The sequence below is a fragment of the Flavobacterium frigidarium DSM 17623 genome, from assembly GCF_000425505.1.
In the GTDB taxonomy this organism is placed as follows: Bacteria; Bacteroidota; Bacteroidia; order Flavobacteriales; family Flavobacteriaceae; genus Flavobacterium; species Flavobacterium frigidarium.
In genome coordinates, this window is record NZ_AUDO01000016.1 from 47274 (window position 1) to 73610 (window position 26337).

The window sequence follows — 26337 nt, forward strand, 5'->3', positions numbered from 1 at the left end:
AGAAGTAGATTTTTTAAAAGTTTATTCGGTTCTTTGTTTTTACGGCGCTTTCGAACAAAATAAAATTAGAAGACATCAATTTATAAATAATACAAAATGGAATTACCTAAATTTTTACTTGGAGATAATACTGATTTCCCGGATGATATTTTCATCATCCACCTTGATTATCCTAGATTTATCATTAATCTAAAAGATGATGAAGTAGAATTTATTGAAGAAGCAGAAGACCTTGATGAAGCTGAATTAAACACTGAAATGGAAAGTTTGATCGAAGCAGCAAATGCTTTCTACGATAGAGAAATGGAACTTTACGAGAAAGAATAAACTTATTTAAAGTATTTTTCTAATAATATTTGAGCGGCTGCAAAAGGTGATATTTTATCTTTCTGCACCGCTTTTTTAGTTGATTCCAGTAATGCTTGAATTTCGACATTATTATAAAAATTCAATTTTAAGCGTTCGTTTATTGTTTCAAGCAACCAGTATTCATTTTGTTCTGCTCGTTTATTATTAAAGTAATTGTTGTCATTTGTGAGTTGGAGAAACTTAGAGATCGTCTCCCAAACCTCTGGGATACCGTCTCCGGTAACAGCGCTACAAGTTGCCGTGGTTGCTGTCCAGCCTGATTTTTTAGCAGGAAATAAATGTAAAGCTCTATTGAATTCTGTTTTCGCTAGTTTAGCTTTTCTAATGTTATCACCGTCGGCTTTGTTTATGACTATAGCATCGGCCATTTCCATAATGCCCCGTTTGATACCTTGCAGTTCGTCGCCTGCACCAGCAATTTTTAGTAGTAAAAAAAAGTCGACCATACTGTGTACTGCGGTCTCACTTTGTCCCACACCTACGGTCTCAATGATAATGGTATCAAACCCACATGCTTCACACAAGGTGATTGTTTCACGTGTTTTTCTAGCAACGCCGCCCAATGTATCTCCTGAAGCCGATGGCCTAATGTAAGCATCTGGATCTTTTACTAGTTCCTCCATACGGGTTTTATCTCCTAAAATGCTTCCATGTGAAATGGTGCTACTGGGATCGACAGCGAGTACGGCAACTTTTTTTCCTAAGTTAGTTAAGTGGCTTCCAAACGATTCGATAAAAGTACTTTTCCCTACTCCAGGAACACCGGTAATTCCTATTCTTACCGATTTATTTGCATGCAATAAGCATGCATTTATAACCTCGTTTGCTTTCGCTAAATGCTCTGGATTAGTGCTCTCTACTAAGGTGATTGCCCTACTCAAATCACTTATATTTCCAGATAATATTCCTCTAACTAAATTGGCAGCAGATGGTTGAACCTTCCTAAATTTTTGAATATTTTGTACTACAGTAGCACTGATTATTTCAGGGGCAGAAATTCCAGCTTTTTCGCTTAAGGCAGAGTTAAGATTGTTTTTATCGTCCAAAGTAGTCGTTTTGAAAAGTAAAAGTAATCAAAACCAAAACAGTTTCAAAAACCAACTTTAAAAAGACTGCAAACCTGTGCAAATAGCATAGAAAAACAGCATCAACTTTGTTAAGCGTAGAAGAGGGTGAAATACTAAAATTATTTTTGTTAACCCAATTTTTAATAATAGAGATAAGCGTAGAAACAGTATTTTTGTTACAATAACATATTATGAACAATATTCTCCTCATATTTTTATACCTCGCCGTTGGTTTAATACTGCAACGTGTCAAGGGATTTCCGGTGACTAAAGTATATAAAAAGCTAAATAAGATAGTGATTTATTTTTGCTTGCCTGCATTGGCGTTGTATTATATTCCTAAAATTCATTGGGATAATAAATTACTCTATCCTATAAGTGTGGCTTGGATTGCTTTTGCAGGGTCATTTTTATTATTTCGATTTCTCGGAAAAAAGTATGGTTGGTCAAAAAAGTTAACTGGTTGTTTGATAATTACTGCTGGATTAGGAAATACCTCTTTTTTAGGATATCCAATAATCCAAGCTTTGTATGGAGATGAGGGAATGAAGACGGCCATTTTGGTGGACCAACCTGGATCGTTCGTAGTGTTATCAACATTAGGGATTCTCGTAGCTACATTATATTCGAAAGGAGATCAAAGTGGCGGCCAAATAGCCAAAAAGATTCTGCTCTTTCCGCCGTTTTTAACCTTTGCACTGGCATGCATCATGAATGTAGCTGATTACGATTTTGTATTGAATTTTCAAGAAGGATTGCAGTTTCTAGGTAGTGGCGTAACACCGCTAGCGCTAATTTCTGTAGGACTGCAATTAAGGTTCGAAACTAGAAGCCAACACTGGAAATTTCTAGGACTAGGTTTATTATACAAGTTGATTTTAACTCCAGCCATTATCTATATTATTTATGTCTTGATCTTGAATCAAAAATCTCAAATTATCGAAGTAGCTATTTTAGAAGCGGCTATGGCACCTATGATCACAGCCTGTATCTTGGCTTCTGATCACGGTTTAAAACCACGATTGAGTAGTATGATGATTGGTTTTGGAATTCCTGCTTCTTTTATCACTTTAATATTTTGGTACTTTATTGTGCATTAATTCAATTTCGATTAGAGGCTGTTTTTGGTTTTATTTATGACTTGTATCATTATCGATTCGCTTTTTTTTAAGTAACTTTAATAAGAATTAAAAAGCACAATTATGGCAACATTAAGACTGGGAGATACAGCTCCAAATTTTGAAGCAGAGACAACATTAGGACATATAAAATTTTACGATTGGTTAGGAGATTCTTGGGGTGTTTTATTTTCACATCCATCAGATTTCACACCAGTATGTACAACTGAATTAGGAACGGTAGCAAACTACTATCCTGAGTTTCAAAAACGAAATACAAAGGTAATCGCATTAAGTGTGGATGGAGTTGAGTCTCACCACAAGTGGATTAAAGATATTGAAGAGACACAAAACGTGACTTTACAGTACCCAATTATTGCTGATGAATCTAAAGAAGTGGCTAACCTTTATGATATGATTCATCCCAACGCTGACGATACTTTTACTGTACGTTCAGTGTTTATTATTTCACCTGATAAAAAAGTCAAGCTTATTTTGACTTATCCGGCATCTACAGGTAGGAATTTTGATGAATTACTACGCGTGATTGATAGTTTACAGTTAACGGCAAATTATAGCGTGGCTACTCCAGCAAACTGGAAAGATGGTGAAGATGTAGTGATTTCTCCGTCGATAAAAGACGAAGACATTCCTTCAAAATTCCCAAAAGGATTTACAGGTATTAAATCTTATCTAAGAATGACGCCGCAACCAAACAAATAGGTCATTACAAATATCTAATTCTGTAAGTTCTTTTAAGAATATGATTTATGAATAATAGTGAAGAAGTAAATATCACGTTTAAGAAAATTAATAATTTAGATTTAATTTTAAATAATTTATCAGAGCATTTTTCAGTTATCAATGGAAGAGCTATTTCTCGAATCGATATTTTTGACGCTCTTTATCTTTGTTTGGAAAATCAACTTAATTGGGAAAATCAACTTGATTTTTGGGATTTAGAAATAACATATCAAGAAGCTAAAAAGCTTTTAATGACATTCGACTTTCGAACGATATACAATAAGATTGAAAGTGGTAGAGACATACTAGTAGAGGGATTGTTATTTAATACAAAGACCAAAATAAAATCAAAAGGTTTGATATGGCTTATACATATGAACGATTTGGATCCATTTCCATCCAATCCTCATGCACATGAACTTCAGAGTGGACTGAAATTAGATTTAAGTAATGGTAATTGCTATCGAAAAACAAAATTAGTAGATAAGATTAAGAAAAAAGATTTAATTTTAATAAGAGATCTAGCAAGTGAAAATTTTACATTGCCTCAATTAAATATTTAGTGTTTATAAGTGTTCCTCAAGATTAATTAAGAAGTGTCAAGATACACTCTGATTTTATTTAAAAGTAAAAAAGGCGCAGTATAAAATTTTTTATACTGCGCCTTTTTATATCTAAAGCTACTACTCGTTTAAAGGTAAAAAAACTAGTGTCGCGTATGCAGGTAAATTTGTGATTCCTTTGTGCGTTTCGTCATCATAAGGAATGGCTTCAACTGCAATAGGATCAACATCCATGTCAGTGAAATCTTGATCATATCCTGACCAGTCGCTGTTAAAGGCTAAATGGTATTGATTTGCAAATGGGAGTCCGAATGAGTAATCTGTAAATGAATTGTTAGATAAGTTCAATAATACAATTGTCGAATTTGAAAAATCTTCAGATGTTGATCTTGCATAAGCAAGCACTTTATCAGTATCATTACAGTGGACGATTTTAGTATACTGTCCTCTTAATCCATCACTTAGTTGTGAATCGGCTGTTCGTAATTTAATTAAATCGCTTACCATTCTGGTGATTCCGGTATGCTTTTTTAATTGGTTCCAGTCTAAGGCTTCGTCGTCTTTGAAATATTCATCTTCAATAAATTCTTGGCCCTGAAAAAGCATTGGAATTCCTGGCGAAGTAAGTGTAATTGCGATTCCGAGTAATGCTCTTTTTTTTCCAAAAAAACTATCTGCGCGACCTGGTTCTATTTCCTCAGGCACACGTGCTTTTCCATTGGCTACTTCATCATGAGACTCTGTATAAATCACACGCTGAAAAACGTCATTATTATATTGAAATAAAATAGCATCAATTAATGCTTGTAAATCACGGTATTCATCTCCTTGTTCAATCAACGCCTTTCTCACAGGATGAACAAAATTCATATCCCATTGTGATCCGTAACCTATTCCGCCATTTTCAACACTTTCAGTGACTAAAGTATGTCCTTTCAAGTCTTCGGCAATCGTCAATTTACCGGGATATTTTGATTGAATTTCAGCGTTAATATCTCGCATTAAAATATTTCCTTCAGGAATTTCAGTGTCATCTCCTAGTCCGCCACCTTCATATCTAATATACGATGTCGCATCCATTCGCAAACCATCACAGTGATACTCTTCGATCCACATTAATGCGTTGTCTCTTATATATTGACGCACTTCCTCTCTTCCATAATCAGGTCGGGTATCACCCCATGGTGTACTAGAACGATGGTCATTATAAAAATAAATACCGCCTTTATCATTATCAGACCAGCCATCAAATTGCCACAAGTCCATATCCGAAGGTCCAAAGTGATTGTAAACCACATCTAGAATTACAGCGATATCAGCTTTATGGAATTCGTTCACCATTTTTGCAAATTCAGCAGCTCCTCCATAATCTCTTTCAATTGCAAAAGGATAAGAGGGATTGTATCCCCAAGAGATACCACCAGCAAATTCCGCTATTGGTAAAAGTTCGACGCAATTCACGCCAATAGATTGTAAGTAGGGTATTTTGTCAATAATAGATTGGAAAGTTCCTACTTCATCATCTTTTTTTCGATTAAATGTTCCTACATGTAATTCATAGATTACAAGCGCGTTCCAAGATTTCATTTTAAAATCCTGATCCTCCCATTCAAAATCTAAATTTGTTACTACAGAATTCCCATTACTATTGGTCATTTCTCTAGCATAAGGATCATTGCGATCCAAGATAAGTTCGCCGTTGTGGATGATATATTTGTATTCGTCACCAGCTTTTGCTTCTGCAATTGCTATAGACCAATATCCGTTTTCTTCTTTTTCAAGTTCGTGAGTGGTCTTGTTCCATTCGTTGAATGTTCCTGCTACAAAGACAGTGTCAGCATTAGGAGCCCAAACTCTAAATGTGGTAGCATCTTGAGATACTACAGCACCCATTCCGGCTACTTTATCAGTTAGTTTTTCCATAAATAAAATTATTGTATAGAAAAAGATCATTAATTAATACTTGTTTGCTGTTTCTTTCAGTTTTTTCTTCAGCTTCTTGATTGCTTACAGATCCCGCGTTTTTAGCATACGATTTTCCTACTTTTGCATATTGTGATTTCATGATGTTTGTTGTTTTTGTTACTGTCACAAATATCTAATATTTTACTTTTTAGTTAGTTATGTAATTTTTTACAGGATTTATATAATTATAATAAATCACTAAAAAAATTATGATGATTTAAAATGAATACTGATAATTTTCTTATTTGGAGCAGAACATTTTTGCTTATTAAGAACGAGTCGTCCTGCTGTACATTGCAATCCTCACGCTTACTTTCTACGACGCAAGCGTTCGGGATTTCCATTTCCATCAGGGCTAATTAGTACGTTTGTATTGCCTAAGAATATTTTAATTAGAATCCTTTAGAGTGATTGTTTTTTAATAATGATTCAATACCCTAAAATAAATGTTGATATTTGTTGGCTCGATAATGCAAACAGAGTAATAGATTTCAATAGTGTCTTTTATTTAAACTGTGCATTTTACATCTAATAAAATAATCATGAAAAGAAATAATATTGCCTTTATAGGCGCAGGATTCCAAGCTACAACTAATATTTTTCCAGCAGTAATCGAAGCAGGTATTAACATTACCGCGTTAGCCACTAGAAATAGCGATAGCGCGCAAGCGGCATTGACTCGTTTAGGTAGTAACGGAAAAGCCTATGGAGATTATAAATTAATGCTCCAGCAGGAAACTGTAGATAGTGTAGTTATTGTGGCTCAACCAAAAGATCAATATGAAATAGCATCAGGCTGTTTAGAACTTGGTAAAAATGTTTTTGTAGAAAAACCTTTGGGTTGGAATGCGGCTCAAGCAACATTAATAAACAAAGCAGCGATAGCAAATAATGTTAAAGTGATGGTGGGTTTTATGAAGCGTTTTGCGCCTAGTTACCTTAAAGTAAAAGAATTAATTGATACAAAAGAACTAGGTGAAGTACGAAGTTTCTACTTAAACTTTTGTGTCGACGGCACTCCTTTTTGCTCCGATGAAGAAGCTTTTGTAAAATTGGCTGCTATCCATGTTCTTGATTTGGCTATCTATTTATTTGGTGATATCGATGATGTAGAAGTAATGAATAACTCTATAGGAGCTTCAGTTAATCTGGTAGTGGCTGTTAAAGCTGAGAGTGGGGTAGTAGGAAGTTTTAATTTGTCTAGTATGTCTGCGTGGTCTAGAGAAAGTGAAAATCTTACAGTAACTTTTGATGATGGATTTGTACAAGTTGAAGAAATAAATAAGGTAATCATACATCGCTCAAATAAGCAAACCGGGAAATCTTTTGCCTCATTAACAGAGTCAGACGAAATACATACTGCTTCGTTGACTCCAATGTCGGGGAGTGTCAGGGATTTGTATTTGAGAGGTTTTGTAGGCGAGTTGGCTCATTTTAAAAACCTTCAAGCTAATACAAATACAATTGAAACCAACGGTGCTGAAAATATTTTAACAATGGCGCTGTGCGATTTGATTCTGAGCAAAATCTAGAAAGTTTGTTGTAGTAGATAGATTAGATTCGCAGCACAATTATAAATGATAAACAGACTGCGAATAAGACTATTTATAAATAATTGGGCACAAGTATTCTTATGTTTTAATTCTTTGCATGCTAACTAATCTAATTGCTTAATTTTTTTGCTGTACTAAGTTCGACATAACTTATGGAGCAAATAATTATTGCTTCTATTAAAAAATACGTTGTTCCAAATATTGTTAGTGAGTTGTAATTTATGATCAGCAATCCTATTATAAGTGCGTTATAAAGTATGTTTGCTACGCCAATAATTTTGATAAAAGCAGTCTTATTATTTTTTAAAAATAAATAGCAACTAGCGGAATAAATACAAAAGCACATTGATAGTATGGATAGATAGGTCAAGACATTTTTTGGCATTCCAATATAATGTTCAGGGATTTGCAACAGTACAATTAGAAAAACCGTCGTCAATAAAGCTCCTAAACTATCAATAAGAAAGAGGTTTTTTAAGTTTCCTGCTAAATAGGTTGTGATTTTGTTCATTTAACTAATTGTAGATTCATAATATTTATTGGCTTTTGCTAGTATCTCGGCAAGCACTACCATTTGTTATGGTATCAAAATTATATAGGGGAGAACAATTTTTTTTCTGCCCAGGATAGCAATGGAAAGCACGTAAAGATTGCTTTATTTCAAAAAACAAATCCCTAAACAGCGACCAACGGAAGCTCGTCTTAGGGATTATGTTTTTATAAAGCAGGCTGCGTACTTGCAATGTATAGCCTGATGTGGCAGCGCGGTAAATACTAAATTATATCAAGCCTTGAATTTTAGCGTGCTGTAATAGAATAATTGTTTTGGCATCCTTAATTTCGCCTGAAGCAATCATCGCATAGGCTTCATCAAAAGTCATTTCAAGAACTTCTATATTTTCTTGTTCCTCTTCTAGTCCTCCGCCTTCGCTCACTTGCATGCTTTCATTGTATTCACCTGTAAAAAGGTATAGAATCTCAGTTACTGCTCCAGGCGACATATACGTTTCCATAACTTTACTGACAGTTGTCAATCGGTAACCAGTTTCTTCTTCGGTTTCTCTAATAATGCATTGCTCAGGATTATCTTGGTCTAACAAACCAGCGCAAACTTCGATTAGTAACCCCGTTTTATTACCGTTTAAATATGTTGGCATTCTAAACTGACGCGTTAAAATAACGGTTTTCTTTTCTTTATTATAAAGTAAGATGGCAGCTCCATTTCCACGGTCATAGACTTCTCTTTTTTGAGTGATCCAGCTGTTGTCATTTTTTTTAAAGTCGAATGTGACTTTGTTCAAGATATACCAGTTATCAGAAAGTATTTGAGTGTCTTGAATTTTTATTTCAGGGATGTGCATAATTTTAAATTTGTTTTGTAAAATAAAAAACGCCCTGATATCTCAGAGCGTTAGTGAATATTATTTAAGGATAGTTTGTTTCCTATCAGGTCCTACAGATACAATCTTAATAGGCACTTCAACTTCCTTTTCAATGAATTCGATATACGCTTTTAATTCTGCTGGTAGCTCCTCGTAAGTCGTCATTCCAGTTAAATCAGCTTTCCAACCTTTGAACTCTTGATAAACAGGAGTTACATTTTCTGGTTCGATGTTGTATGGGAAATGAGCAATATTTTGTCCTTTATACGTATACTCAGTACACACTTTTAAAGTTTCAAAACCTGAAAGAACATCCCCTTTCATCATCATTAATTGTGTTACACCGTTCACTTGAATAGCATATTTAAGAGCAACAAGGTCTAACCAACCGCAACGTCTTTGTCTTCCTGTTACAGAACCAAATTCGTTACCTACGCGTGCCATTGTTGTTCCATCTTCATCAAAAAGTTCTGTTGGAAAAGGTCCGCTGCCTACACGTGTAACGTAAGCTTTGAAAATTCCGTATACTTCTTTGATTTTGTTTGGTGCTATACCTAAACCAGTACAAGCTCCAGCAGCAGTAGTGTTAGACGAAGTAACAAATGGATATGTTCCAAAATCTACATCTAATAATGATCCTTGAGCTCCTTCACATAGAATAGATTTACCTGCTTTTTGAGCTTGGTGCATGTATTCTTCACTATCAATGAAATCTAATTTTTTAAGTTCTTCGATAGATTCAAAAAATTCTCTTTCAAGTTCAGCTAGGTTATATTGAATGTTTACATCGTGAAATGCAATCATTGCTTCGTGCTTGTCAGCAAGTGCTCTATATCTTTCTTTAAAATCTTCTAATTCAATGTCTCCCACACGAATTCCGTTTCTTCCAGTTTTGTCCATGTATGTTGGACCAATACCTTTAAGAGTAGAACCAATCTTAGCTTTCCCTTTTGACGCTTCAGATGCAGCGTCTAATAAACGGTGAGTAGGTAAGATTAAATGTGCTTTTCTTGAAATGATTAATTTACTTTTAATGTCTAAATTGAATTTTTCAAGACCTTCGATCTCTTTTTGAAAAACTACAGGATCAATTACGACTCCGTTACCAATTACATTTACAGCAGTTTTATGAAAAATACCTGAAGGAATTGTTCTAAGAACGTGTTTGATTCCGTCAAATTCTAATGTATGTCCTGCATTTGGTCCTCCTTGAAAACGAGCGATAATGTCATAATTTGATGTAAGTACATCAACTATTTTTCCTTTTCCCTCATCTCCCCATTGTAATCCTAGTAATAAATCTACAGCCATTCTAAATTATTATTTGTTGTTGTTGCGACAGTTTACATTGCTGTCAAAATAGTTACTTATTATTGTGTTATTGCAAAATTATACTATTGCAAATGTTTATTCTTCTGTTGGCAATTCAGGTTTTGCACCTTTTTTTACACCATAAAAATACAGCGAGTGATTTGTGATTTCTACATCAAAAATCTCTTCGATAGTCTTTTTTATCGTTTGAATGCGAGGGTCACAAAATTCAATTACTTCACCAGTATCAGTCATGATAATGTGATCGTGCTGTTTGTCAAAATATGATTTCTCATAGTGCGCTTGGTTTTGACCAAACTGGTGTTTTCGAACTAAACCGCAATCTAAAAGTAATTCTATCGTATTATAAAGCGTGGCTCTACTTACACGATAGTTTTTGTTTTTCATTTTAATATAAAGATTCTCTATATCAAAATGTTCTTCACTTTCGTAAATTTCCTGAAGGATAGAATAGCGCTCAGGAGTCTTTCTATGGCCTTTATTTTCAAGATACATTGTAAAAACATTTTTTACAATCTCTTGGTTTTTGTTGTTATCTGTGGAAATGAGTGTCATATCTGGCAAAGATAAATTTTTATTTTAATAGTTTTCAAGTTTAAATAGGTATAACAAGATAAATTTGTGAGTTTTTAAACAAATACAAATGTAATACAGCGCTTGTGTATTATTCCTACTGCATATCTATAGCAATAAGCACTCCATTTATTTACTTAAATTATTTTTTATAAACTCGTGTCACTTTGTCAACTCCATCAATTTTCTTGATATTTTCAATTAATTTTTTGAGAATAGTAATATTTTGTACCACTACAATCACTTGTCCTTTAAATAAACCTGCGTCACCACTCAAAGAAATACTTTGAATATTAACGTGCATGTTGTTTGAAATGACTTTTGTTAATTGATTAGTCAATCCTAGAGTGTCCATTCCAGTAATGTTCAAAATAGCTTTGAACTCTTGCTGTGATGAATCTACCCATTTAGCTTGCATGATGCGGTACGCATAATTTGATTGCATGGCTATGGCATTAGGGCAATCTTTTTTATGTACTTTAATCCCGTCGTTGATGGTTACAAAACCAAAAACTTGATCTCCTGGTATCGGGTTGCAACAAGTAGATAGTTTGTAATCTAATTTGTCTTCGTCTTTCCCAAAAACAAGCATGTCAAAGTTATTGCTTAAAACAGGTCTGTGAATATCTACTTCAGCAGTTTGACCGCTGCGTTTCATTTTATTTTTGAAAAAGTTGATTAAAGTATTGCTTTTTTGAGCAGCATAATCTTTCAATTGCTGATTCTCAATAGAACCTACACCCACACGATAGAATAAATCCAAACTCGTTTTTAACTGAAAGAAATTAACCAATTCATTCACCACCGATTCGTTGACGGTAATTTTAAGGTGCTTTAATTTACGGGTAAGGATTTCTTTTCCTTCCTCTGCAATCTTCTTAGTATTTTCGTTTAAGACATTGCGTATTTTATTTTTGGCTCTTGAAGTTGTAACGTAATCTAACCAGTTGATGGTTGGTTTTTGATTTGGTGATGTAATGATTTCGACTTGATCACCACTTTTTAGTTCGTAATTCAGTGGAACTAATTTTCCGTTAACGCGTGTTCCTCGAGTTTTAATCCCAATTTCTGAGTGAATACTAAATGCAAAGTCTAGTGAAGTGGCACCTTTTGGCAGTGATTTAATGTCTCCTTTAGGTGTAAAAATGTAAATTTCTTTCGAATATAAATTCATTTTGAAATCTTCCACAAAATCAACTGCGCTAGTCTCTGAGTTTTCCAGTGCCTCTTTCAGTAAGTTCAACCACACATCAAGACCACTTTCCTCAGTAGCTCCATTTTTATATTTGTAATGTGCAGCATACCCTTTCTCGGCTATTTCGTCCATACGTTCGCTTCGTACTTGAATTTCTACCCAACGTCCTTTTGGTCCCATTACAGTGATGTGTAACGCTTCATAACCAGTAGATTTTGGTGACGAAATCCAATCTCTCAAACGGCTAGGGCTGGGTCTATAATGGTCGGTAACTATCGAATATATTTTCCAAGCAATAAATTTCTCCTCGTTAGGAGGGGATTTATATACGATTCGTAATGCAAATTTATCATATACTTCGTCAAAGCTCACATTTTGAGCTTTCATTTTTCTGCGAATAGAGTAGATTGACTTAGGTCTTCCTTTAATCACATAATCGATATTTTCAATATCTAAAGATGTTTTTATAATATCAGAAATGTCTTTGATATAAGCGTCTTGCTGCTCCTTAGTTTCTCTAATTTTACTAACAATGTCATTGTAAACAGCGGGTTCGGTATATTTTAAACCTAAATCCTCTAACTTATTTTTAATATTATACAAGCCCAATCTATGTGCAAGAGGTGCATAGATATACAAAGTTTCTGATGCGATTTTAACCTGCTTGTAATCTACCATAGATTCCATGGTTTGCATATTGTGCAAGCGGTCAGCAATCTTGATTAAAATCACACGCACATCATCATTAAGAGTCAGTAGCATTTTTCTAAAGTTCTCTGCTTGCATAGAAACGTTCATATCTTTTTGCACCAAAGATATTTTTGTAAGTCCTTCTACTAGTTGGGCAACTTTAGGATTAAACATGCGCTCGATATCCTTAACGGTTGTTGGGGTGTCCTCAACAACATCATGCATCAAAGCAGCCGCAATAGAGGTAGCTCCCAAACCAATTTCTGAGGCAACAATTTTTGCTACAGCTATGGGATGAAAAATATAAGCTTCCCCTGATTTTCTACGTTGTTCTTTATGTGCATCTACTGCAACATCAAAAGCTTTCCGAATTAGTTTTTTATCATCCGTTGAAAGCGTTTGATAACTAATTCGAAGCAATTCTTTATATTCTTGCGCAATTGCTTTATTCTCTTTTTCTATATCTATTTCTGTCATAGCAGCAGGGTTCATTTTCTAAAAATAACGATAAGTTTGCATATATGCAAGCTCTAAATTACTCGAATTCAGTAATGCAAACAGCACTTTTATACCACTATTATAATGCCACTTTTTTAAACTCTAAATCTTGAAAATCATAACTAAAATCAGTCAGTTCAGAGATGGCGTTCATTTTTAATCCGCTAACTATTTCAGCGTCATTTGTTTCGAATAAAAGGTGGGCGTCAGCATGAAAATAAGCATTGTCCCACTTCACGACATAATTTCCTTTTTTATAAAAGAAAACTTCTCCTTTCAATTGTGAAGAGCGTTTTGAAGTAAAGAAAACACGCCCTTTTTTCTCAGAAATTACCACTTCTCCAAACCAATTATCTCTGTATGTTCCTAAAATAGCTTTATAATCGACTTTTATTTTCTCTTTTTTATTTTTGGCAACAGTTGCCCAAACGTCTTCGGTAACTTTGTCAGCAGACGCAGCATGCGCTTTCATTTGGTCGCTATAAGTTGTCACGTAATCATCAGAAGTGATTCCTAGATAACTGTCTTTAATAGTGTTTGTAATTGCATTAAATGCAGCTCCAGATTGTTGGTTTGTCAAAACGATAATTCCTAGCTGCAATTCAGGAATATAAGTTGTTTGTGTAACGATGCCTTCTAGTCCTCCAGTATGTGTTACTTGTTTGTATCCTTTAACATCACTTAAAAACCATCCCAAACCGTAACCATTAAAATGGGTGTTATAAGGTGCTCGTGTTTTTGTAGGAATGATAGTTTGTAATTGCCACATCTCATCATGTTGCTTTTCTGAAAATAATTGTTTGTTGTCTGTGCCGTATTTTCCATTGTTCATTTGCATGATGGCCCATTTACTCAAGTCATTAACACTAGAATAAATTCCGGCTGCGGCATCAAAAAGTTGGTTTTGATATCTTTTAATTACTTTTAATTTTCCGTCGATAGGCACGTGTGGCGCAATTATATTTGATGAATCTTTAAGTCGTACAAATGAAGCTGCGCTATTATTCATTTGTAGTGGTTGCATGATGCGTTGTTCAATAAAATCTCCCCAGCTTTGTCCGCTTACAACATGAATCACTTCTCCTGCAACAATGTAAAGTAAGTTGTCATAATCATACTTTGTTCTAAAAGCCGAAACTGGTTTTAAATATTGTAGGTTCACAATAATATCTTGTGCCGTAAAGTCACTTCCGTCAGGCCAAATCATTAAATCTCCTGCTCCTAATCCCAAGCCACTTCTGTGTGTTAACAAATCACGAATCGTGAATTCTTGTGTCACATAATCATTGTACATTTTGAAATCAGGAAGGTATTTTACTACTTTGTCGTCCCACTTTATTTTGCCCTCATCTACCAGCATAGCGAGTGCTGCACTTGTAAAAGCTTTACTATTTGAAGCAATCCCAAATAAAGTATTAGCATCTACTTTTTCTTTTGTGTCAATAGATTTTACTCCATATCCTTCTGCAAGAACGACTTTTCCATCTTTTATAATCGCCACTGCTATTCCGGGTACATTAAAAGCTGTCAATGTTCTATTGACTAATTTATCAACCTCTGGAGCTGTAATTTGTGCAAATGTGAAACTTACAGTGAATAAGGTTATGGCAACAAATATTTTATTTTTCATATGATGGTAGTATAGATAATTGAATTATTGTAAATGAGTTTTTAGAATCCTCTTTGTCTTTTTGCTTCGAATATTAAAATGGCAGCAGCAACAGAGACGTTCATGCTGTCTATTTCACCTTGCATTGGGATAATGATATTTTGAGTAGCGGCATCGCGCCATTCTTGAGTTAAACCAGTGGCTTCGGTACCTACAACAAGCGCGGTAGGAGTAGTGTAATTTTGTGTGTGATAAGAAGTCGAATTTTGCAGCGTTGCACAGTAAAAATTAATGTCTTGCTCTTTTAAAAATGCGATAATTTCTTCGGTTGTTCCGGAGGCGATTTGGTTTGTGAAAAGACAGCCCACACTTGAACGAACAATATTAGGGTTGTATAAATCACTTTTTGGATTAGCAATAATTACTGCGTCTAAATTAGCAGCATCTGCTGTACGCAATAGTGCACCTATGTTACCTGGTTTTTCAGGAGCTTCGGCAATTAATATCAATGGGTTTTTAGAAAGTTTTAAATCATTTAGTTGCATTGATTTTGTTTTGGCTACAGCCAAAATTCCTTCTGTAGTATCTCTATAAGCTAATTTCTGGAAAACCTCTTTGTTGATTTCGATCAAAGCGGTATTGGGTGCAATTTTTGTAGCTTCGCTTTCTGTGCAAATTTCAGGGTAAAATAAAACAGTTTCTAAAATATATCCTCCTTTTAAGGCCAGAGTAATTTCGCGCTGCCCCTCGATTAAAAATGTACCGGTTTGCTTGCGATTTTTAGCTTTCTCCTGCAGTAATACAAGGGATTTAATAAAAGGATTTTGAACGGATGAAATTTGTTTCAAGGGACTCTAAAATTTAGTTAATACTAGAAGAGGCAAAGATACATAGAGAAAATTCAGTTTTTTAAATTTGGGGCTACAATATTTGAGTTTTAGGGACGGAATCGTTAATAAATACCTATAACAACCTATTAAAAGAAGTATTTTTTATAGTTTTGCGCACTTGCTACTGCAGTACGTAGCACGACTCTACCTATAATTAAAAAATCATGTTTCATTTATTAGATATCATTGGTACATTGGCGTTTGCAATGTCAGGAGCGTTAACGGCTATGAGTAAAAGAATGGACCCATTTGGGGTTTACATCATTGCTTTTGTAACTGCTGTAGGAGGTGGGACCTTGCGCGATATATTAATAGGTAGAACTCCTGTGGGCTGGATGGTAGATCTAGAATATGTCTTTATGATTTCTATAGGTTTTGTGCTAGCATTACTTTTTAGAAAAAGATTCGATCAACTGCGTACGTCCTTGTTTCTATTTGATACCATTGGTTTAGGAGTTTTTACTTTAATAGGTCTTGAAAAAGGAATTAATGTAGGTCTGCATCCCGTTATATGTATTGCTTTAGGAACAATGACAGCTTGTTTTGGTGGTGTTACAAGAGATATTTTATGTAATGAAATTCCCGTAATCTTTAGGAAAGAGATTTATGCTACCATTTGTATTCTTGGTGGATTGGTTTTCTTCGGTTTACGCAGCTTTAATTTAGAGAGTGATATTATGTATTTAATCACTTCAATTGTAATTATTTCAGTTCGTTTAATGGCGGTAAAATGGAAATGGTATTTACCAACATTAGATCATAAAGCATAGTTTTTTTTCGAAAAAAAAAGCGTTAAAAATCATATTTCTTGTTGAAAGAATAGGTGATTTTTAACGCTGTATTGTTTTGGCAAAAGCCTAAGAATTGTGTTTTTAATTAAGGATTAAACGGTTCTTTGAACTACTTCAAAAATTTTAGTATCCTCACATTTCAATGTTTTAGAAGGGTATTTCATTAACAAAGCATAATCGTGAGTAGCCATAATAATGGTTTTTCCGTTTGCGTTGATGTTTCTTAAAACTTCGATAACTTCAGCGCTAGTTTGTGGATCTAAATTCCCTGTAGGTTCATCAGCTAAGATTAACTCAGGATCGTTAAGCAGCGCTCGTGCAATAGCGACACGTTGTTGTTCTCCACCAGAAATTTGATGAGGCATTTTTGAAGCATACACTTTCATACCTACTTTATCAAGAACTTCATCAATCTTGCGGTCCATTTCGTTCTTATCGGTCCATCCTGTTGCTTTTAGTACAAACAACATGTTGTCTTTAATAGAACGGTCTGGTAATAATTTAAAATCTTGAAATACGATTCCTATCTTTCTTCTCAAGAACGGAATGTCGTTTTCTTTTAAAGTACCTAAGTCAAATTCTACAATGTGACCTTCTCCCTCAATTAGTGGCATGTCTGCATAAAGCGTTTTCATTAAACTACTTTTTCCAGATCCTGTTTTTCCAATGATGTATAAAAACTCACCGTGGTTGACTTCCAAATTAATGTTAGATAAAATTACTCTATCTTCTTGATATATGGTTGCGCTTTTTAAAGACAGTACTGGTTGAGACATAATTTGCGTTTGTTTAAGTTGTAAAAGTAATAAGTTAACGCTTGTATTCAAAATAAATTTCATCATTAAAATAATAGTTTCTTATTGAGAATTAAGCAATAGTGATTGTGAATATTGGATTCGAAAATTTAGAATAAAATAAAAAATAATAGTTCAATATTTTTCATAATAAAAACCAAAAGAATTTCGTTATAAAGAATAGTTTATAATACATTTGAATATTAAAAAAATCAAAAACAAAATGCATAAATTTTCTTGGTTCTACTATTCCCTATTTTTAGCTGGTTCATTCTCTATGTCAGCGCAAAAATCAATAATATATACACACGAGTTAAAAGACTTTGATAGAGCGGTTTACTTGTTTAAAGAACAGCAATACGCATCTGCACAAATCTTATTTGATAAGGTAAAAGAGGATACTGATAATGAGGAAGTAAAATCTGACTGTGCTTATTATGAGGCAAATTGTGCCATTAGAATTGGGCAAGCAAACGCTGATGTATTGATGGAAAAGTTCGTTCAAGACTACCCTACAAGTGCAAGAAGCAATCAAGCGTATATCGAAGTAGCTCATTATTATTTTGAGCAAGGTGATTATGTAAAATCATTAGAGTGGTTTAATCGAGTAGATGAAAACCAACTAAGTGCTGCTGATAGAGATCAATTTAATTTCCAAAAAGGGTATGCTTTTTTTAATTCGAAAGAGAAAAAAGAAGCAACAACATACTTTAATAAGGTGGTTAATTCTAAAGAGTTTGGTTCACAAGCCAAATATTATTTAGGATTTATGGCTTATGAAGGAGACGACTATAAAGAAGCAACGCGCTATTTTGACGAAGTTTCAAGTGAAGAAAAATACAAGGAGAAATTATCATATTATCAAGCTGATATGAATTTCAAATTAGGTAGTTTTCAAAAAGCGATTGATTTAGGTCAGAAAGCAATGGCAAAATCAAATCCTGTTGAAAAGTCAGAGCTTAATAAAATTATTGGAGAAAGCTATTTTAACTTGAAACAATACGATAAAGCCATACCTTATTTATCACAATATAAAGGAAAGCAGGGGAAATGGAACAATACAGATTTCTACCAGTTAGGATATGCTTACTATAAACAAAAAGATTACGGGAATGCTATTTCTCAGTTTAATAAAATCATTAACGGTAATGATTATGTAGCACAAAATGCCTATTATCATTTAGGAGAGAGTTACTTAAATGTAGATAAAAAGCAGCAAGCTTTAAACGCATTTAAAAATGCTTCTGAAATGACTTTTGATGCTTCGATTCAAGAAGATGCGAGTTTAAATTATGCCAAATTGAGTTACGAAATAGGAAATTCATACCAAACAGTTCCTGAAATATTATTAGGGTTTGTTAAAAAATATCCTAATAATGCTAGCCGTCCTGATATTGAAAGGTTATTGATTGACTCATACATTTCGTCAAAAAATTATAAAGAGGCTTTGGTGCTATTGGAGAAAAATAAAGGTCCGGAAAATAAATTGGCCTACCAAAAAGTTACTTTTTACAGAGGTTTAGAATTGTACACTAATAGAAATTACACCGAAGCTGGGAAAATGTTCAATAGTTCACTTGAAGGTGCTATGGATGCCAATTTTACTGCAAGAGCACTTTTCTGGAAGGGAGAAACAGAGTATGTTTTACAAGATTTCAAAAGTGCTTTAGTAAGCTATAAACAATTTCTAGTGGCACCTAATGCGACAAGCACACCAGAATATAAAAACAGTAATTACAATATTGCTTACACCTATTTTAAATTAAAAGATTACGATCAAGCTGCGGCTTACTTCCAAAAACAAATTGACGGCGGTAAACTAGATACTGACAGAAGAAACGATGCTTATTTGCGTTTAGCAGATAGTTATTTTGTTACTTCAAAGTACTGGCCAGCAATGGAAGCATACAATAAAGTAATCGATGCAAAAGGTGTTGATGCTGACTATGCTTACTATCAAAAAGCACTTTGCTACGGTTTTGTATCTCGAAATGACACTAAAATCACAGAGTTAAATAACTATTTGCAATTGTACCCTAAGTCTAATTATCGTGACGATGCCATGTACGAATTGGCAAATACATATGTGGCCAGTAATAAGCAAGACTTAGCTTTAAAAACATTTGATAGTTTAATTGCTGAAAGTAAAAACGGAACGTATACGGCAAAATCACTTTTACGACAAGGTTTAGTATATTACAACTCAGATAAAAATGATTTGGCTTTAACCAAATTTAAAAAGGTTGCTGCGTCGTATCCAAAAACACCAGAAGCGCTTGAAGCAGTGTCTTCTGCAAGGTTGATTTATGTTGACGGTGGTCGTGTTGATGAATATGCAAGTTGGGTTCGCACATTAGACTTTGTTGCTGTTACAGATGCTGATCTAGATAATGATACATATGAGTCAGCAGTGAAACAATTCGAACAAAATAACTTCAAGCAAGCGATTACTGGGTTTACAGCTTATATTTCGAGTTTTCCAAAAGGGATTAATTCGCTAAAAGCTAATTTCTATTTGGCTCAAGCTTACTATTCAGAAGGACAAAAAAGTAAAGCAGTTCCTAATTATCAGTTTGTAATTAACGAACCTAGAAGTGAGTTTACAGAGCAGTCATTAGCACGTTTGTCTCAAATTTTACTAGATGGTAACGATAAATCATCTGCGATTCCAGTATTAGCTCGTTTAGAAAATGAAGCTAATTTTGCTCAAAATAAGGTTTTTGCGCAGTCTAATTTAATGAAATTGTACTACGATAATAAAGATTATTCTAACTCAGTTATTTATGCTGACAAAGTTTTAAGCAGTGCTAAGATTGATGATAATGTTAAGAGCGATGCGCAAATCATTATCGCTAGATCTGCAATTAAAACTGGTGACGAAGCAAAAGCGAGAGCTGGATATGCAAAAGTGCTTACCATTGCAAAAGGGGAGCTAGCGGCAGAGGCATTGTACTATGACGCATACTTTAAAAACAAGGACGGAAAATTTGAACTTTCGAATACCGTAGTGCAAAAATTAGCTAAAAGTTATTCTAGTTATAGATATTATGGTGCAAAAGGATTGGTAGTAATGGCTAAAAACTTCTACGGATTAAAAGATAGTTTTCAAGCGACCTATATATTAGATAACGTTATTAAAAATTTTAGTGATTTTCAAGATGTTGTTGCCGAAGCTCAAAAAGAATTATCTATGATAAAAACAGAAGAAGCAAAAACAAATTCATCTATCGGGCGTTAATGACTTTAATAGTTTAAAAAGCACGAGAAGCTGCATTAAAATAATTTAGAAATGACTATTCCGTTTTATATTGTCGACGTATTTACAAATACAAAATATGCTGGAAATCAGTTGGCTGTTTTTATGAATGCTGAGGCATTAACGACAACAGAAATGCAACAAATTGCTACCGAGATCAATTTTGCTGAGAGCACCTTTGTCACATCGATTGATGAGAAAAAAAATGCTGCAGCAATAAAAATTTTTACTCCAGCACATGAAATGAAATTTGCAGGTCATCCTATTATAGGTACGTCATGGGTTTTATTAAATAAAGTTTTTGAAAAGAATGCTAACACGCTTGAATTGCAAGTTCCTATTGGAGGAATTAAAGTGAAGCAAGAAAAGGATTTGATATGGCTGAAGGCAGCACAACCTGAATTTTTTGATGTTTTGAAAAAAGAGGAGTTTGCCAAATTTAGTACGTTGTCAATAAGTGATTTTGATGAACGATTTAAAATACAAGAAGTAACAACAGGAAGTGCCTTTGTTATTGTTCCCGTAAAAAATAAATCTGTTTTAAGTTCGCTTAAAATCGATAAAGAAAATACAGTCAAGTGGCTCGAAGACAATTGTAAAACAGCGCATAAAGCTTTATATTTCTTTTGTATCGAAGAGGAGCAATTAACGAGTCGTATGTTTTGTATTGAGAATGATCAAGTAATTGAGGATGCTGCTACAGGAAGTGCGAGTACTTGTTTACAGGCTTACTTATTAAAGTATCATAATAATTCAATTGTGCTAATCAACAATCAAGGAGAGTTTATTAATCGAAGTTCTCAAATTCATTTTGATGGTCGATTAGAAAACGAAGTCTATGATATCAACATTGGAGGCGTTACAAAATATGTCGCTCAGGGCGAATGGGAAGTGTAATAAAAAAAAATAGCAATACAATCAGTTAATGTAAAATGCGAGGTAGGAGACAAAAATCCCTAAAGCATTTATTATAATAAAATAAACAAACATGAATTTTAATTTTCAAAATAAGATTATCCTAGGTGGGCTATTAATGGCTTTTCAATTTACGATTGCTCAAAAAAAGGAGGAAAGCATAGGGTCTGAAGTAGTGAATGTTGTGAAACCTTACACTGCTACAATTTCAGATGCATTTAAAGTGCCTGAGACACCGGTTCTAGATGATGAGGGAAATGCAAAAAAGGAAAATGTGAAATACACTATATTTTCGTTTCCGGTAGCCTCTACATTCACGCCATCAAAAGGGAAGGCAGAAGGAGTAGAGCGCACAAAAAAAGCACGACTGTTCAATAATTACGCAACGCTAGGTTTTGGAAGTTACGGTAACATAAACGGAGAGCTTTTTGTTAATCAGGAATTAGGTGATAATGATTATGTAGGAGGAATGTTTCGTCATTTGTCTTCTCAAGGAGGAATATCTGGTGTAGCACTAGATGATAAATTCTACGATACAAGTATTGATTTAACTTACGGTTCGAATTATAAAGACATGTCTTGGAACGTAGATTTAGGATATCAAAACCAAATCTATAACTGGTACGGTTTACCAAGTGAATTTGGAAATAGCCTTTCGGATAATGATCGTTCTAATCTAATCAATTCAATTGATCCACAGCATACGTATAATAATTTTTCTGCTGGAGGAAAAATAGCATTTACTGAAGGAGTTTTGAGTAAAGCTTCGGTAAAATTCAATCACTTTTCAGATTCGTTTGGCTCTGTAGAGAATAGGTTTTACGTGAAACCAACTGTACAATTTGATGTTTTTGATCAGTTTATCAAAACCAATTTTATTGTTGATTATGTAGGCGGAAGTTTCGATAATAATTATACTAACAACAATCTTACTGATTTAAAATATGGTTATACAAATGTTGGAGTTGAACCAAGTTTTGTTGTTCAGCAAGATGATTGGACTTTAAATATTGGTGCAGGATTATACTATAGTATGGATAAGGAAAATAGTGATAATCAATTTTTTGTGTATCCACAAATCAATGCGTCTTACAAAGTAGTTGGTGATTTAATGATTTTCTATGCTGGAGCAGAAGGTGGTTTACAGCAAAATTCATATAGTGATTTTGCAAATCAAAACACTTTTTTATCTCCTACTTTAGGAATCAGACCTACAGACAAACAATATGATGTTTTTGCAGGTTTAAAAGGGAGACTTACTAATAATGTGAGTTATAATGTAAAAGGATCTTATAAAAACGAAAGAAACAAAGCGTTGTTTAAAAGCAACGATTATAGCGAGAACGCAAGCAACAGTGAGTACGGTTTTGGGAATTCATTTCAAGTTGTTTATGATGACATGAGAACTTTGAGTTTGACAGGAGATTTAAAAGCGGCTTTCTCAGAAAATGTAAGTGTGGGAATTGGAGGTACATTTAATAGTTACACAAATGACATCCAGCAAGAAGCTTGGAATTTGCCAGAGATTCAGCTTAATGCAAACGTTGACTTCACAATAACGCCAAAATGGTACGCTGGAGCAACTGTTTTTTATGTAGGGGAACGTAAAGATCTTCAATCGAATACACGTTTTACTGTTAACAATACACCTGTTACGTTAGAAAGTTACTTTGATGCAAATGCACATGTGGGTTACAAGTACAACGATCGCTTAACAGCTTTTGTGAGAGCTAATAACATAGGAAGTCAAGCATATCAAAAATGGTTGAATTATGAGGTTCAAAGCTTCCAGATTATGGTAGGAGCAAATTATAAATTTGATTTTTAATTTGGCTTTAAGCCAAAACGATTGCATAAAAAAATGGCTTCCTAATTCTAGGAAGCCATTTTTTTTATTGGTTCGAAAAAGAATTACTCTGTAAATGGAACAGCAACTCTTGTTTTATCCCAACCTAAGTTAAGTACGATACCATTGTCGGCTTTTGTGAAAACCATAGAGAAATTTTCTAATGAGTCTGCCGCTTGAGTTGCAGGAACTTTCAAACGAGCAACATCATTTGCTTCTTTATAAAAGTAAGAGCCCCATACATTAAGGTCTGTGCTTAATATAATGGTGTAAGAATCTTTTTCAGGAATAGCATACATAGTATAAGTTCCTGCTTTTACTTTTGTTTCACCTAACTTCATGTCTTTGTAAAGTGTAACTTCTGCAGCCTCGTTTGCTCCAGTTCTCCATACTTTTCCTGCTGGTGCTAGTTCTTCCAAGCTACGTCCTTTTAATTCCGGGCGGCTGTAAGTAACCTTAGCTAATTTTGCTGCATCCTTATAATCATTAGGATATGATGCAACATCCATAGGGCTCTTATCTAAGTCTGGAAATTTTTGAGCTGTAGCGCTAACTGACAGTAATGTAGTCATACTAAAAGCCATTGCGGCAACAAGTGTAGATTTTTTCATAAATAGGTTTTAAATTAATTTGAGCTAAAATTATCAATTGTGACTTTAAAATTATCACAACAGTTGTTAAATTTTAGAAAATATTCTCGTATCTAGCTATGATAAAAGGCTAACTTTGGGTCCTTCCATGGGATAAAATTATCTTGATGGAATTAGCATCACTTTTTTAATTTAGATAAATATGACATTCAAAAATAAAATATACAGTCACTATAAGTTGCTCGTTCAAGACCGCGTGGATGTTTTTAGAGATATGATTACTGCCTTAACAGAAGATTCTAAAAATGACGCAAAAGGTTCTGCTGGCGATAAACACGAAACTGCGTTATCGATGATGCATCTTGAGCAGGAAAAATTAAATACTAAGTTGAAAGAGGTTTTAGAACAAAGTGCGGTTTTAGATAAAATGGATCCTAACACAGTTTCAGAAAAAATCATTCGAGGTAGTCTAGTCAAAGCAAATGGAATTTTTTTATATCTTTCTCTAGCGTTGCCCAAAATCAGTATCGATGGTGTGAATGTTATCGCACTCTCTCCACAGTCACCTTTAGGTAGCAAACTAATGGGGAATAGCGTTGGCTTTACTTTTAATATAAACTCGACAACCTACACTATAGAAGAGATTCAGTAATATTTGCTTACAAATTACAAGTCATAATATTACTTTTTTCAACTTTTTAGGAAAAAGCGAATTGTTTTTATTACTGTATTTCATTAAAAAGCTAATTCTAGTTATAAAGTGTAACTGGAATTAGCTTTTGTGTTTTTGGATTGTAAGTGTTATTGCATCTTTGCTTTATCAAATTAAATAAACAGTTAAAAATATATCGTTATGTGTGGAATAGTATGTGCCTTTGATCTAAAACAAAAAGCGGAAGCTTTAAGACCGCAAGTATTAGAAATGTCTAAAATTATCCGTCACCGTGGACCAGACTGGAGCGGAATCTATAGTAATGACAAAGCAATTATGTCTCATGAGCGTTTGGCAATTGTAGATCCTGCTTCTGGAAAACAACCATTATTTAGCAAAGACGGTAAATTTGTATTGGCTGCAAATGGAGAAATCTACAACCACAGAGAATTACGCAAGCAATTTGAAGGTAAATATCAGTTTCAAACAGAGAGTGACTGTGAAGTTATCTTGGCTTTATACCAAGAAAAAGGACCACACTTTGTAGACGAAATGAACGGAATCTTTGGTTTTGCGATCTACGATGTTGAAAAAGATGAATATTTTATTGCTCGCGATCACATGGGAATTATTCCTTTGTATATTGGTTGGGATCAGCACGGAACTTTCTACGTGGCCTCTGAGTTGAAAGCCTTAGAAGGATATTGCACTAAAATTCAATTATTTCCTCCTGGACATTATATGACTAGTAAAGATGGTGAATTTGTGCAGTGGTACAAAAGAGATTGGACAGAATACGAAAACGTGAAGGATAACGAAACGCATATTGAGGATATTAAAGTTGCTCTAGAAGCAGCGGTTCACAGGCAGTTAATGAGTGATGTGCCTTACGGAGTTTTACTTTCTGGAGGTTTAGATTCTTCGATTACTTCGGCTGTGGCCAAAAAATATGCGCAAAAAAGAATTGAATCTGGAGACACTGCAGATGCATGGTATCCGCAATTGCATTCCTTCTCTGTAGGTTTAGAAGGTTCGCCAGATTTAGCTGCAGCGCAAATCGTAGCAGATCATATTGGAACTATTCACCACGAAATTAAATTCACTATTCAAGAAGGTTTAGATGCTGTAAAAGATGTTATTTATAACTTAGAGACTTATGATGTGACTACAATTAGAGCATCGACTCCTATGTGGCTAATGGCTAGAGTTATTAAGTCAATGGGAATCAAAATGGTATTGTCTGGTGAAGGTGCAGATGAGTTATTTGGAGGATATTTGTACTTTCATAAAGCACCAAATGCTCAAGAATTTCATGAAGAAAACGTACGTAAATTGAGTAAGTTACACATGTATGATTGTTTAAGAGCAAACAAAAGTTTAGCTGCATGGGGAATTGAAGGACGTGTACCATTCTTAGATAAAGAATTTATGGATGTTGCCATGCGCATCAACCCACAAGATAAAATGATCAACAAAGAACACCCTATGGAAAAATGGGTTGTTCGTAAAGCATTTGAAGATATGTTGCCACCAAGTGTTGCTTGGAGACAAAAAGAGCAATTTAGTGATGGAGTAGGATATGGGTGGATTGATAAATTAAAAGAAGTAGTAGCTGAGGAAGTTTCTGATGAACAATTAGCTAATGCTAAGTACAAGTTTCCTTTACAAACTCCTACTTCAAAAGAAGAATATTATTATCGTTCTATTTTTGCAGAGCACTTCCCGAGTGATGCTGCAGCGTTATGTGTGCCTCAGGAAGCAAGTGTTGCTTGCAGTACACAAATAGCGTTAGAATGGGATGAGGCTTTTAAAAACATGAACGACCCATCTGGTAGAGCAGTGGCTAGTGTTCACGATGATGCCTACGTAAAAGCATAGTCTTTTTGATACTGTTTATAAAAAGCGCCACAATTTTGTTGGCGCTTTTTTTGTAACTCTCAATTTA

23 protein-coding genes are annotated in these 26337 nt (G+C 34.3%); 11 read left to right on the top strand and 12 right to left on the bottom strand.

The features are described 5' to 3' along the window. Nucleotides 1-96 precede the first annotated feature (96 nt). Nucleotides 97-327 (top strand): hypothetical protein, encoded by a 231-nt coding sequence (locus H603_RS0110965; RefSeq protein ID WP_026708648.1) that lies wholly within the window; start codon nt 97-99, stop codon nt 325-327. 2 nt (nt 328-329) lie between these two features. Here the strand turns inward: H603_RS0110965 and meaB are convergent, their stop codons facing one another. Continuing rightward, nucleotides 330-1415, bottom strand: a complete 1086-nt coding sequence (gene meaB / locus H603_RS0110970; RefSeq protein WP_026708649.1) for a methylmalonyl Co-A mutase-associated GTPase MeaB — start codon at nt 1413-1415, stop codon at nt 330-332. Between the two features lie 212 nt (nt 1416-1627). Here meaB and H603_RS0110975 point away from each other — a divergent pair, with 212 nt between their 5' ends. The 3 genes from H603_RS0110975 (at nt 1628) to H603_RS0110985 (ending at nt 3861) form a co-directional block, all read left to right on the top strand. After that, entirely contained in the window at nt 1628-2536 is a 909-nt protein-coding gene (locus tag H603_RS0110975; protein WP_026708650.1) for an AEC family transporter, read from the top strand. Nucleotides 2537-2638: 102 nt separating this feature from the next. Then, complete coding sequence (locus H603_RS0110980; protein WP_026708651.1) at nt 2639-3277, top strand: peroxiredoxin; 639 nt, start codon at nt 2639-2641, stop codon at nt 3275-3277. A 47-nt stretch (nt 3278-3324) separates the two neighbouring features. Then, nucleotides 3325-3861 carry a hypothetical protein gene (locus tag H603_RS0110985; protein ID WP_026708652.1) on the top strand — a complete coding sequence of 179 codons (537 nt, stop codon included), beginning with the start codon at nt 3325-3327 and terminating at the stop codon, nt 3859-3861. Between the two features lie 120 nt (nt 3862-3981). On the opposite strand, the gene H603_RS0110990 is transcribed toward H603_RS0110985, so the two are convergent. Together H603_RS0110990 and H603_RS17460 are read right to left on the bottom strand one after the other, a co-directional pair. Further along, the gene (locus H603_RS0110990) at nt 3982-5784 is read right to left on the bottom strand and encodes an alpha-amylase family glycosyl hydrolase (protein WP_026708653.1); all 1803 of its coding nucleotides are present in this window, start codon (nt 5782-5784) and stop codon (nt 3982-3984) included. Continuing rightward, complete coding sequence (locus H603_RS17460; RefSeq protein WP_157510429.1) at nt 5768-5926, bottom strand: hypothetical protein; 159 nt, start codon at nt 5924-5926, stop codon at nt 5768-5770. The genes H603_RS0110990 and H603_RS17460 overlap by 17 nt, the downstream gene beginning before the upstream one ends. Nucleotides 5927-6368: 442 nt before the next feature. On the opposite strand from H603_RS17460, the gene H603_RS0111000 reads away from it, so the two are divergent. Further along, the gene (locus H603_RS0111000) at nt 6369-7358 is read left to right on the top strand and encodes a Gfo/Idh/MocA family protein (protein ID WP_026708654.1); all 990 of its coding nucleotides are present in this window, start codon (nt 6369-6371) and stop codon (nt 7356-7358) included. A 130-nt stretch (nt 7359-7488) separates the two neighbouring features. Here H603_RS0111000 and H603_RS0111005 read toward each other — a convergent pair whose 3' ends face one another. From H603_RS0111005 to H603_RS0111035, 7 genes are all read right to left on the bottom strand, one after another. Beyond that, nucleotides 7489-7890: a hypothetical protein gene (locus H603_RS0111005; protein WP_026708655.1), complete on the bottom strand. Its 402-nt coding sequence runs from the start codon at nt 7888-7890 to the stop codon at nt 7489-7491. Nucleotides 7891-8158: 268 nt separating this feature from the next. Further along, a complete protein-coding gene (nudK, locus tag H603_RS0111010; protein WP_026708656.1) occupies nt 8159-8740 on the bottom strand; it encodes a GDP-mannose pyrophosphatase NudK in 582 nt (193 codons plus the stop codon). Between the two features lie 60 nt (nt 8741-8800). Then, nucleotides 8801-10072: an adenylosuccinate synthase gene (locus H603_RS0111015; RefSeq protein ID WP_026708657.1), complete on the bottom strand. Its 1272-nt coding sequence runs from the start codon at nt 10070-10072 to the stop codon at nt 8801-8803. Nucleotides 10073-10168: 96 nt separating this feature from the next. Next, the gene (locus tag H603_RS0111020) at nt 10169-10648 is read right to left on the bottom strand and encodes a Fur family transcriptional regulator (RefSeq protein WP_026708658.1); all 480 of its coding nucleotides are present in this window, start codon (nt 10646-10648) and stop codon (nt 10169-10171) included. Nucleotides 10649-10808: 160 nt separating this feature from the next. After that, the gene (locus tag H603_RS0111025) at nt 10809-13028 is read right to left on the bottom strand and encodes a RelA/SpoT family protein (protein WP_026708659.1); all 2220 of its coding nucleotides are present in this window, start codon (nt 13026-13028) and stop codon (nt 10809-10811) included. A 100-nt stretch (nt 13029-13128) separates the two neighbouring features. After that, nucleotides 13129-14679: a serine hydrolase gene (locus H603_RS0111030; protein ID WP_026708660.1), complete on the bottom strand. Its 1551-nt coding sequence runs from the start codon at nt 14677-14679 to the stop codon at nt 13129-13131. Nucleotides 14680-14720: 41 nt separating this feature from the next. Beyond that, on the bottom strand, nt 14721-15506 hold the full coding sequence (locus tag H603_RS0111035) for a TrmH family RNA methyltransferase (protein ID WP_026708661.1): 786 nt from the start codon (nt 15504-15506) through the stop codon (nt 14721-14723). 206 nt (nt 15507-15712) lie between these two features. On the opposite strand from H603_RS0111035, the gene H603_RS0111040 reads away from it, so the two are divergent. Continuing rightward, nucleotides 15713-16318: a trimeric intracellular cation channel family protein gene (locus tag H603_RS0111040; protein WP_026708662.1), complete on the top strand. Its 606-nt coding sequence runs from the start codon at nt 15713-15715 to the stop codon at nt 16316-16318. A gap of 113 nt (nt 16319-16431) precedes the next feature. Here H603_RS0111040 and H603_RS0111045 read toward each other — a convergent pair whose 3' ends face one another. Beyond that, nucleotides 16432-17115: a cell division ATP-binding protein FtsE gene (locus H603_RS0111045; RefSeq protein WP_026708663.1), complete on the bottom strand. Its 684-nt coding sequence runs from the start codon at nt 17113-17115 to the stop codon at nt 16432-16434. Between the two features lie 241 nt (nt 17116-17356). On the opposite strand from H603_RS0111045, the gene H603_RS0111050 reads away from it, so the two are divergent. The 3 genes from H603_RS0111050 (at nt 17357) to H603_RS0111060 (ending at nt 23132) form a co-directional block, all read left to right on the top strand. After that, a complete protein-coding gene (locus tag H603_RS0111050; RefSeq protein ID WP_026708664.1) occupies nt 17357-20371 on the top strand; it encodes a tetratricopeptide repeat protein in 3015 nt (1004 codons plus the stop codon). Between the two features lie 51 nt (nt 20372-20422). Further along, nucleotides 20423-21286 (top strand): PhzF family phenazine biosynthesis protein, encoded by an 864-nt coding sequence (locus H603_RS0111055; protein ID WP_026708665.1) that lies wholly within the window; start codon nt 20423-20425, stop codon nt 21284-21286. 91 nt (nt 21287-21377) lie between these two features. Continuing rightward, the gene (locus H603_RS0111060) at nt 21378-23132 is read left to right on the top strand and encodes a TonB-dependent receptor (protein ID WP_026708666.1); all 1755 of its coding nucleotides are present in this window, start codon (nt 21378-21380) and stop codon (nt 23130-23132) included. An 83-nt stretch (nt 23133-23215) separates the two neighbouring features. Here H603_RS0111060 and H603_RS0111065 read toward each other — a convergent pair whose 3' ends face one another. Further along, nucleotides 23216-23761, bottom strand: coding sequence for a DUF2911 domain-containing protein (locus H603_RS0111065; protein WP_026708667.1), 546 nt, complete (start codon nt 23759-23761; stop codon nt 23216-23218). A 181-nt stretch (nt 23762-23942) separates the two neighbouring features. Here H603_RS0111065 and H603_RS0111070 point away from each other — a divergent pair, with 181 nt between their 5' ends. Together H603_RS0111070 and asnB are read left to right on the top strand one after the other, a co-directional pair. Then, complete coding sequence (locus tag H603_RS0111070) at nt 23943-24392, top strand: hypothetical protein (protein ID WP_026708668.1); 450 nt, start codon at nt 23943-23945, stop codon at nt 24390-24392. Between the two features lie 201 nt (nt 24393-24593). Continuing rightward, complete coding sequence (asnB, locus tag H603_RS0111075; RefSeq protein ID WP_026708669.1) at nt 24594-26270, top strand: asparagine synthase B; 1677 nt, start codon at nt 24594-24596, stop codon at nt 26268-26270. Nucleotides 26271-26337: the final 67 nt, after the last annotated feature.

Excerpts from the sequence above, each read along its gene's own strand:
- H603_RS0110965 (WP_026708648.1), top strand. The coding sequence starts at position 97 with ATGGAATTACCTAAATTTTTACTTGGAGATAATACTGATTTCCCGGAT.
- H603_RS0110975 (WP_026708650.1), top strand. The coding sequence starts at position 1,628 with ATGAACAATATTCTCCTCATATTTTTATACCTCGCCGTTGGTTTAATA.
- H603_RS0110980 (WP_026708651.1), top strand. The coding sequence starts at position 2,639 with ATGGCAACATTAAGACTGGGAGATACAGCTCCAAATTTTGAAGCAGAG.
- H603_RS0110985 (WP_026708652.1), top strand. The coding sequence starts at position 3,325 with ATGAATAATAGTGAAGAAGTAAATATCACGTTTAAGAAAATTAATAAT.
- H603_RS0110990 (WP_026708653.1), bottom strand. The coding sequence starts at position 5,784 with ATGGAAAAACTAACTGATAAAGTAGCCGGAATGGGTGCTGTAGTATCT.
- H603_RS17460 (WP_157510429.1), bottom strand. The coding sequence starts at position 5,926 with ATGAAATCACAATATGCAAAAGTAGGAAAATCGTATGCTAAAAACGCG.
- H603_RS0111000 (WP_026708654.1), top strand. The coding sequence starts at position 6,369 with ATGAAAAGAAATAATATTGCCTTTATAGGCGCAGGATTCCAAGCTACA.
- H603_RS0111005 (WP_026708655.1), bottom strand. The coding sequence starts at position 7,890 with ATGAACAAAATCACAACCTATTTAGCAGGAAACTTAAAAAACCTCTTT.
- nudK (WP_026708656.1), bottom strand. The coding sequence starts at position 8,740 with ATGCACATCCCTGAAATAAAAATTCAAGACACTCAAATACTTTCTGAT.
- H603_RS0111015 (WP_026708657.1), bottom strand. The coding sequence starts at position 10,072 with ATGGCTGTAGATTTATTACTAGGATTACAATGGGGAGATGAGGGAAAA.
- H603_RS0111020 (WP_026708658.1), bottom strand. The coding sequence starts at position 10,648 with ATGACACTCATTTCCACAGATAACAACAAAAACCAAGAGATTGTAAAA.
- H603_RS0111025 (WP_026708659.1), bottom strand. The coding sequence starts at position 13,028 with ATGACAGAAATAGATATAGAAAAAGAGAATAAAGCAATTGCGCAAGAA.
- H603_RS0111030 (WP_026708660.1), bottom strand. The coding sequence starts at position 14,679 with ATGAAAAATAAAATATTTGTTGCCATAACCTTATTCACTGTAAGTTTC.
- H603_RS0111040 (WP_026708662.1), top strand. The coding sequence starts at position 15,713 with ATGTTTCATTTATTAGATATCATTGGTACATTGGCGTTTGCAATGTCA.
- H603_RS0111045 (WP_026708663.1), bottom strand. The coding sequence starts at position 17,115 with ATGTCTCAACCAGTACTGTCTTTAAAAAGCGCAACCATATATCAAGAA.
- H603_RS0111050 (WP_026708664.1), top strand. The coding sequence starts at position 17,357 with ATGCATAAATTTTCTTGGTTCTACTATTCCCTATTTTTAGCTGGTTCA.
- H603_RS0111055 (WP_026708665.1), top strand. The coding sequence starts at position 20,423 with ATGACTATTCCGTTTTATATTGTCGACGTATTTACAAATACAAAATAT.
- H603_RS0111060 (WP_026708666.1), top strand. The coding sequence starts at position 21,378 with ATGAATTTTAATTTTCAAAATAAGATTATCCTAGGTGGGCTATTAATG.
- H603_RS0111065 (WP_026708667.1), bottom strand. The coding sequence starts at position 23,761 with ATGAAAAAATCTACACTTGTTGCCGCAATGGCTTTTAGTATGACTACA.
- H603_RS0111070 (WP_026708668.1), top strand. The coding sequence starts at position 23,943 with ATGACATTCAAAAATAAAATATACAGTCACTATAAGTTGCTCGTTCAA.
- asnB (WP_026708669.1), top strand. The coding sequence starts at position 24,594 with ATGTGTGGAATAGTATGTGCCTTTGATCTAAAACAAAAAGCGGAAGCT.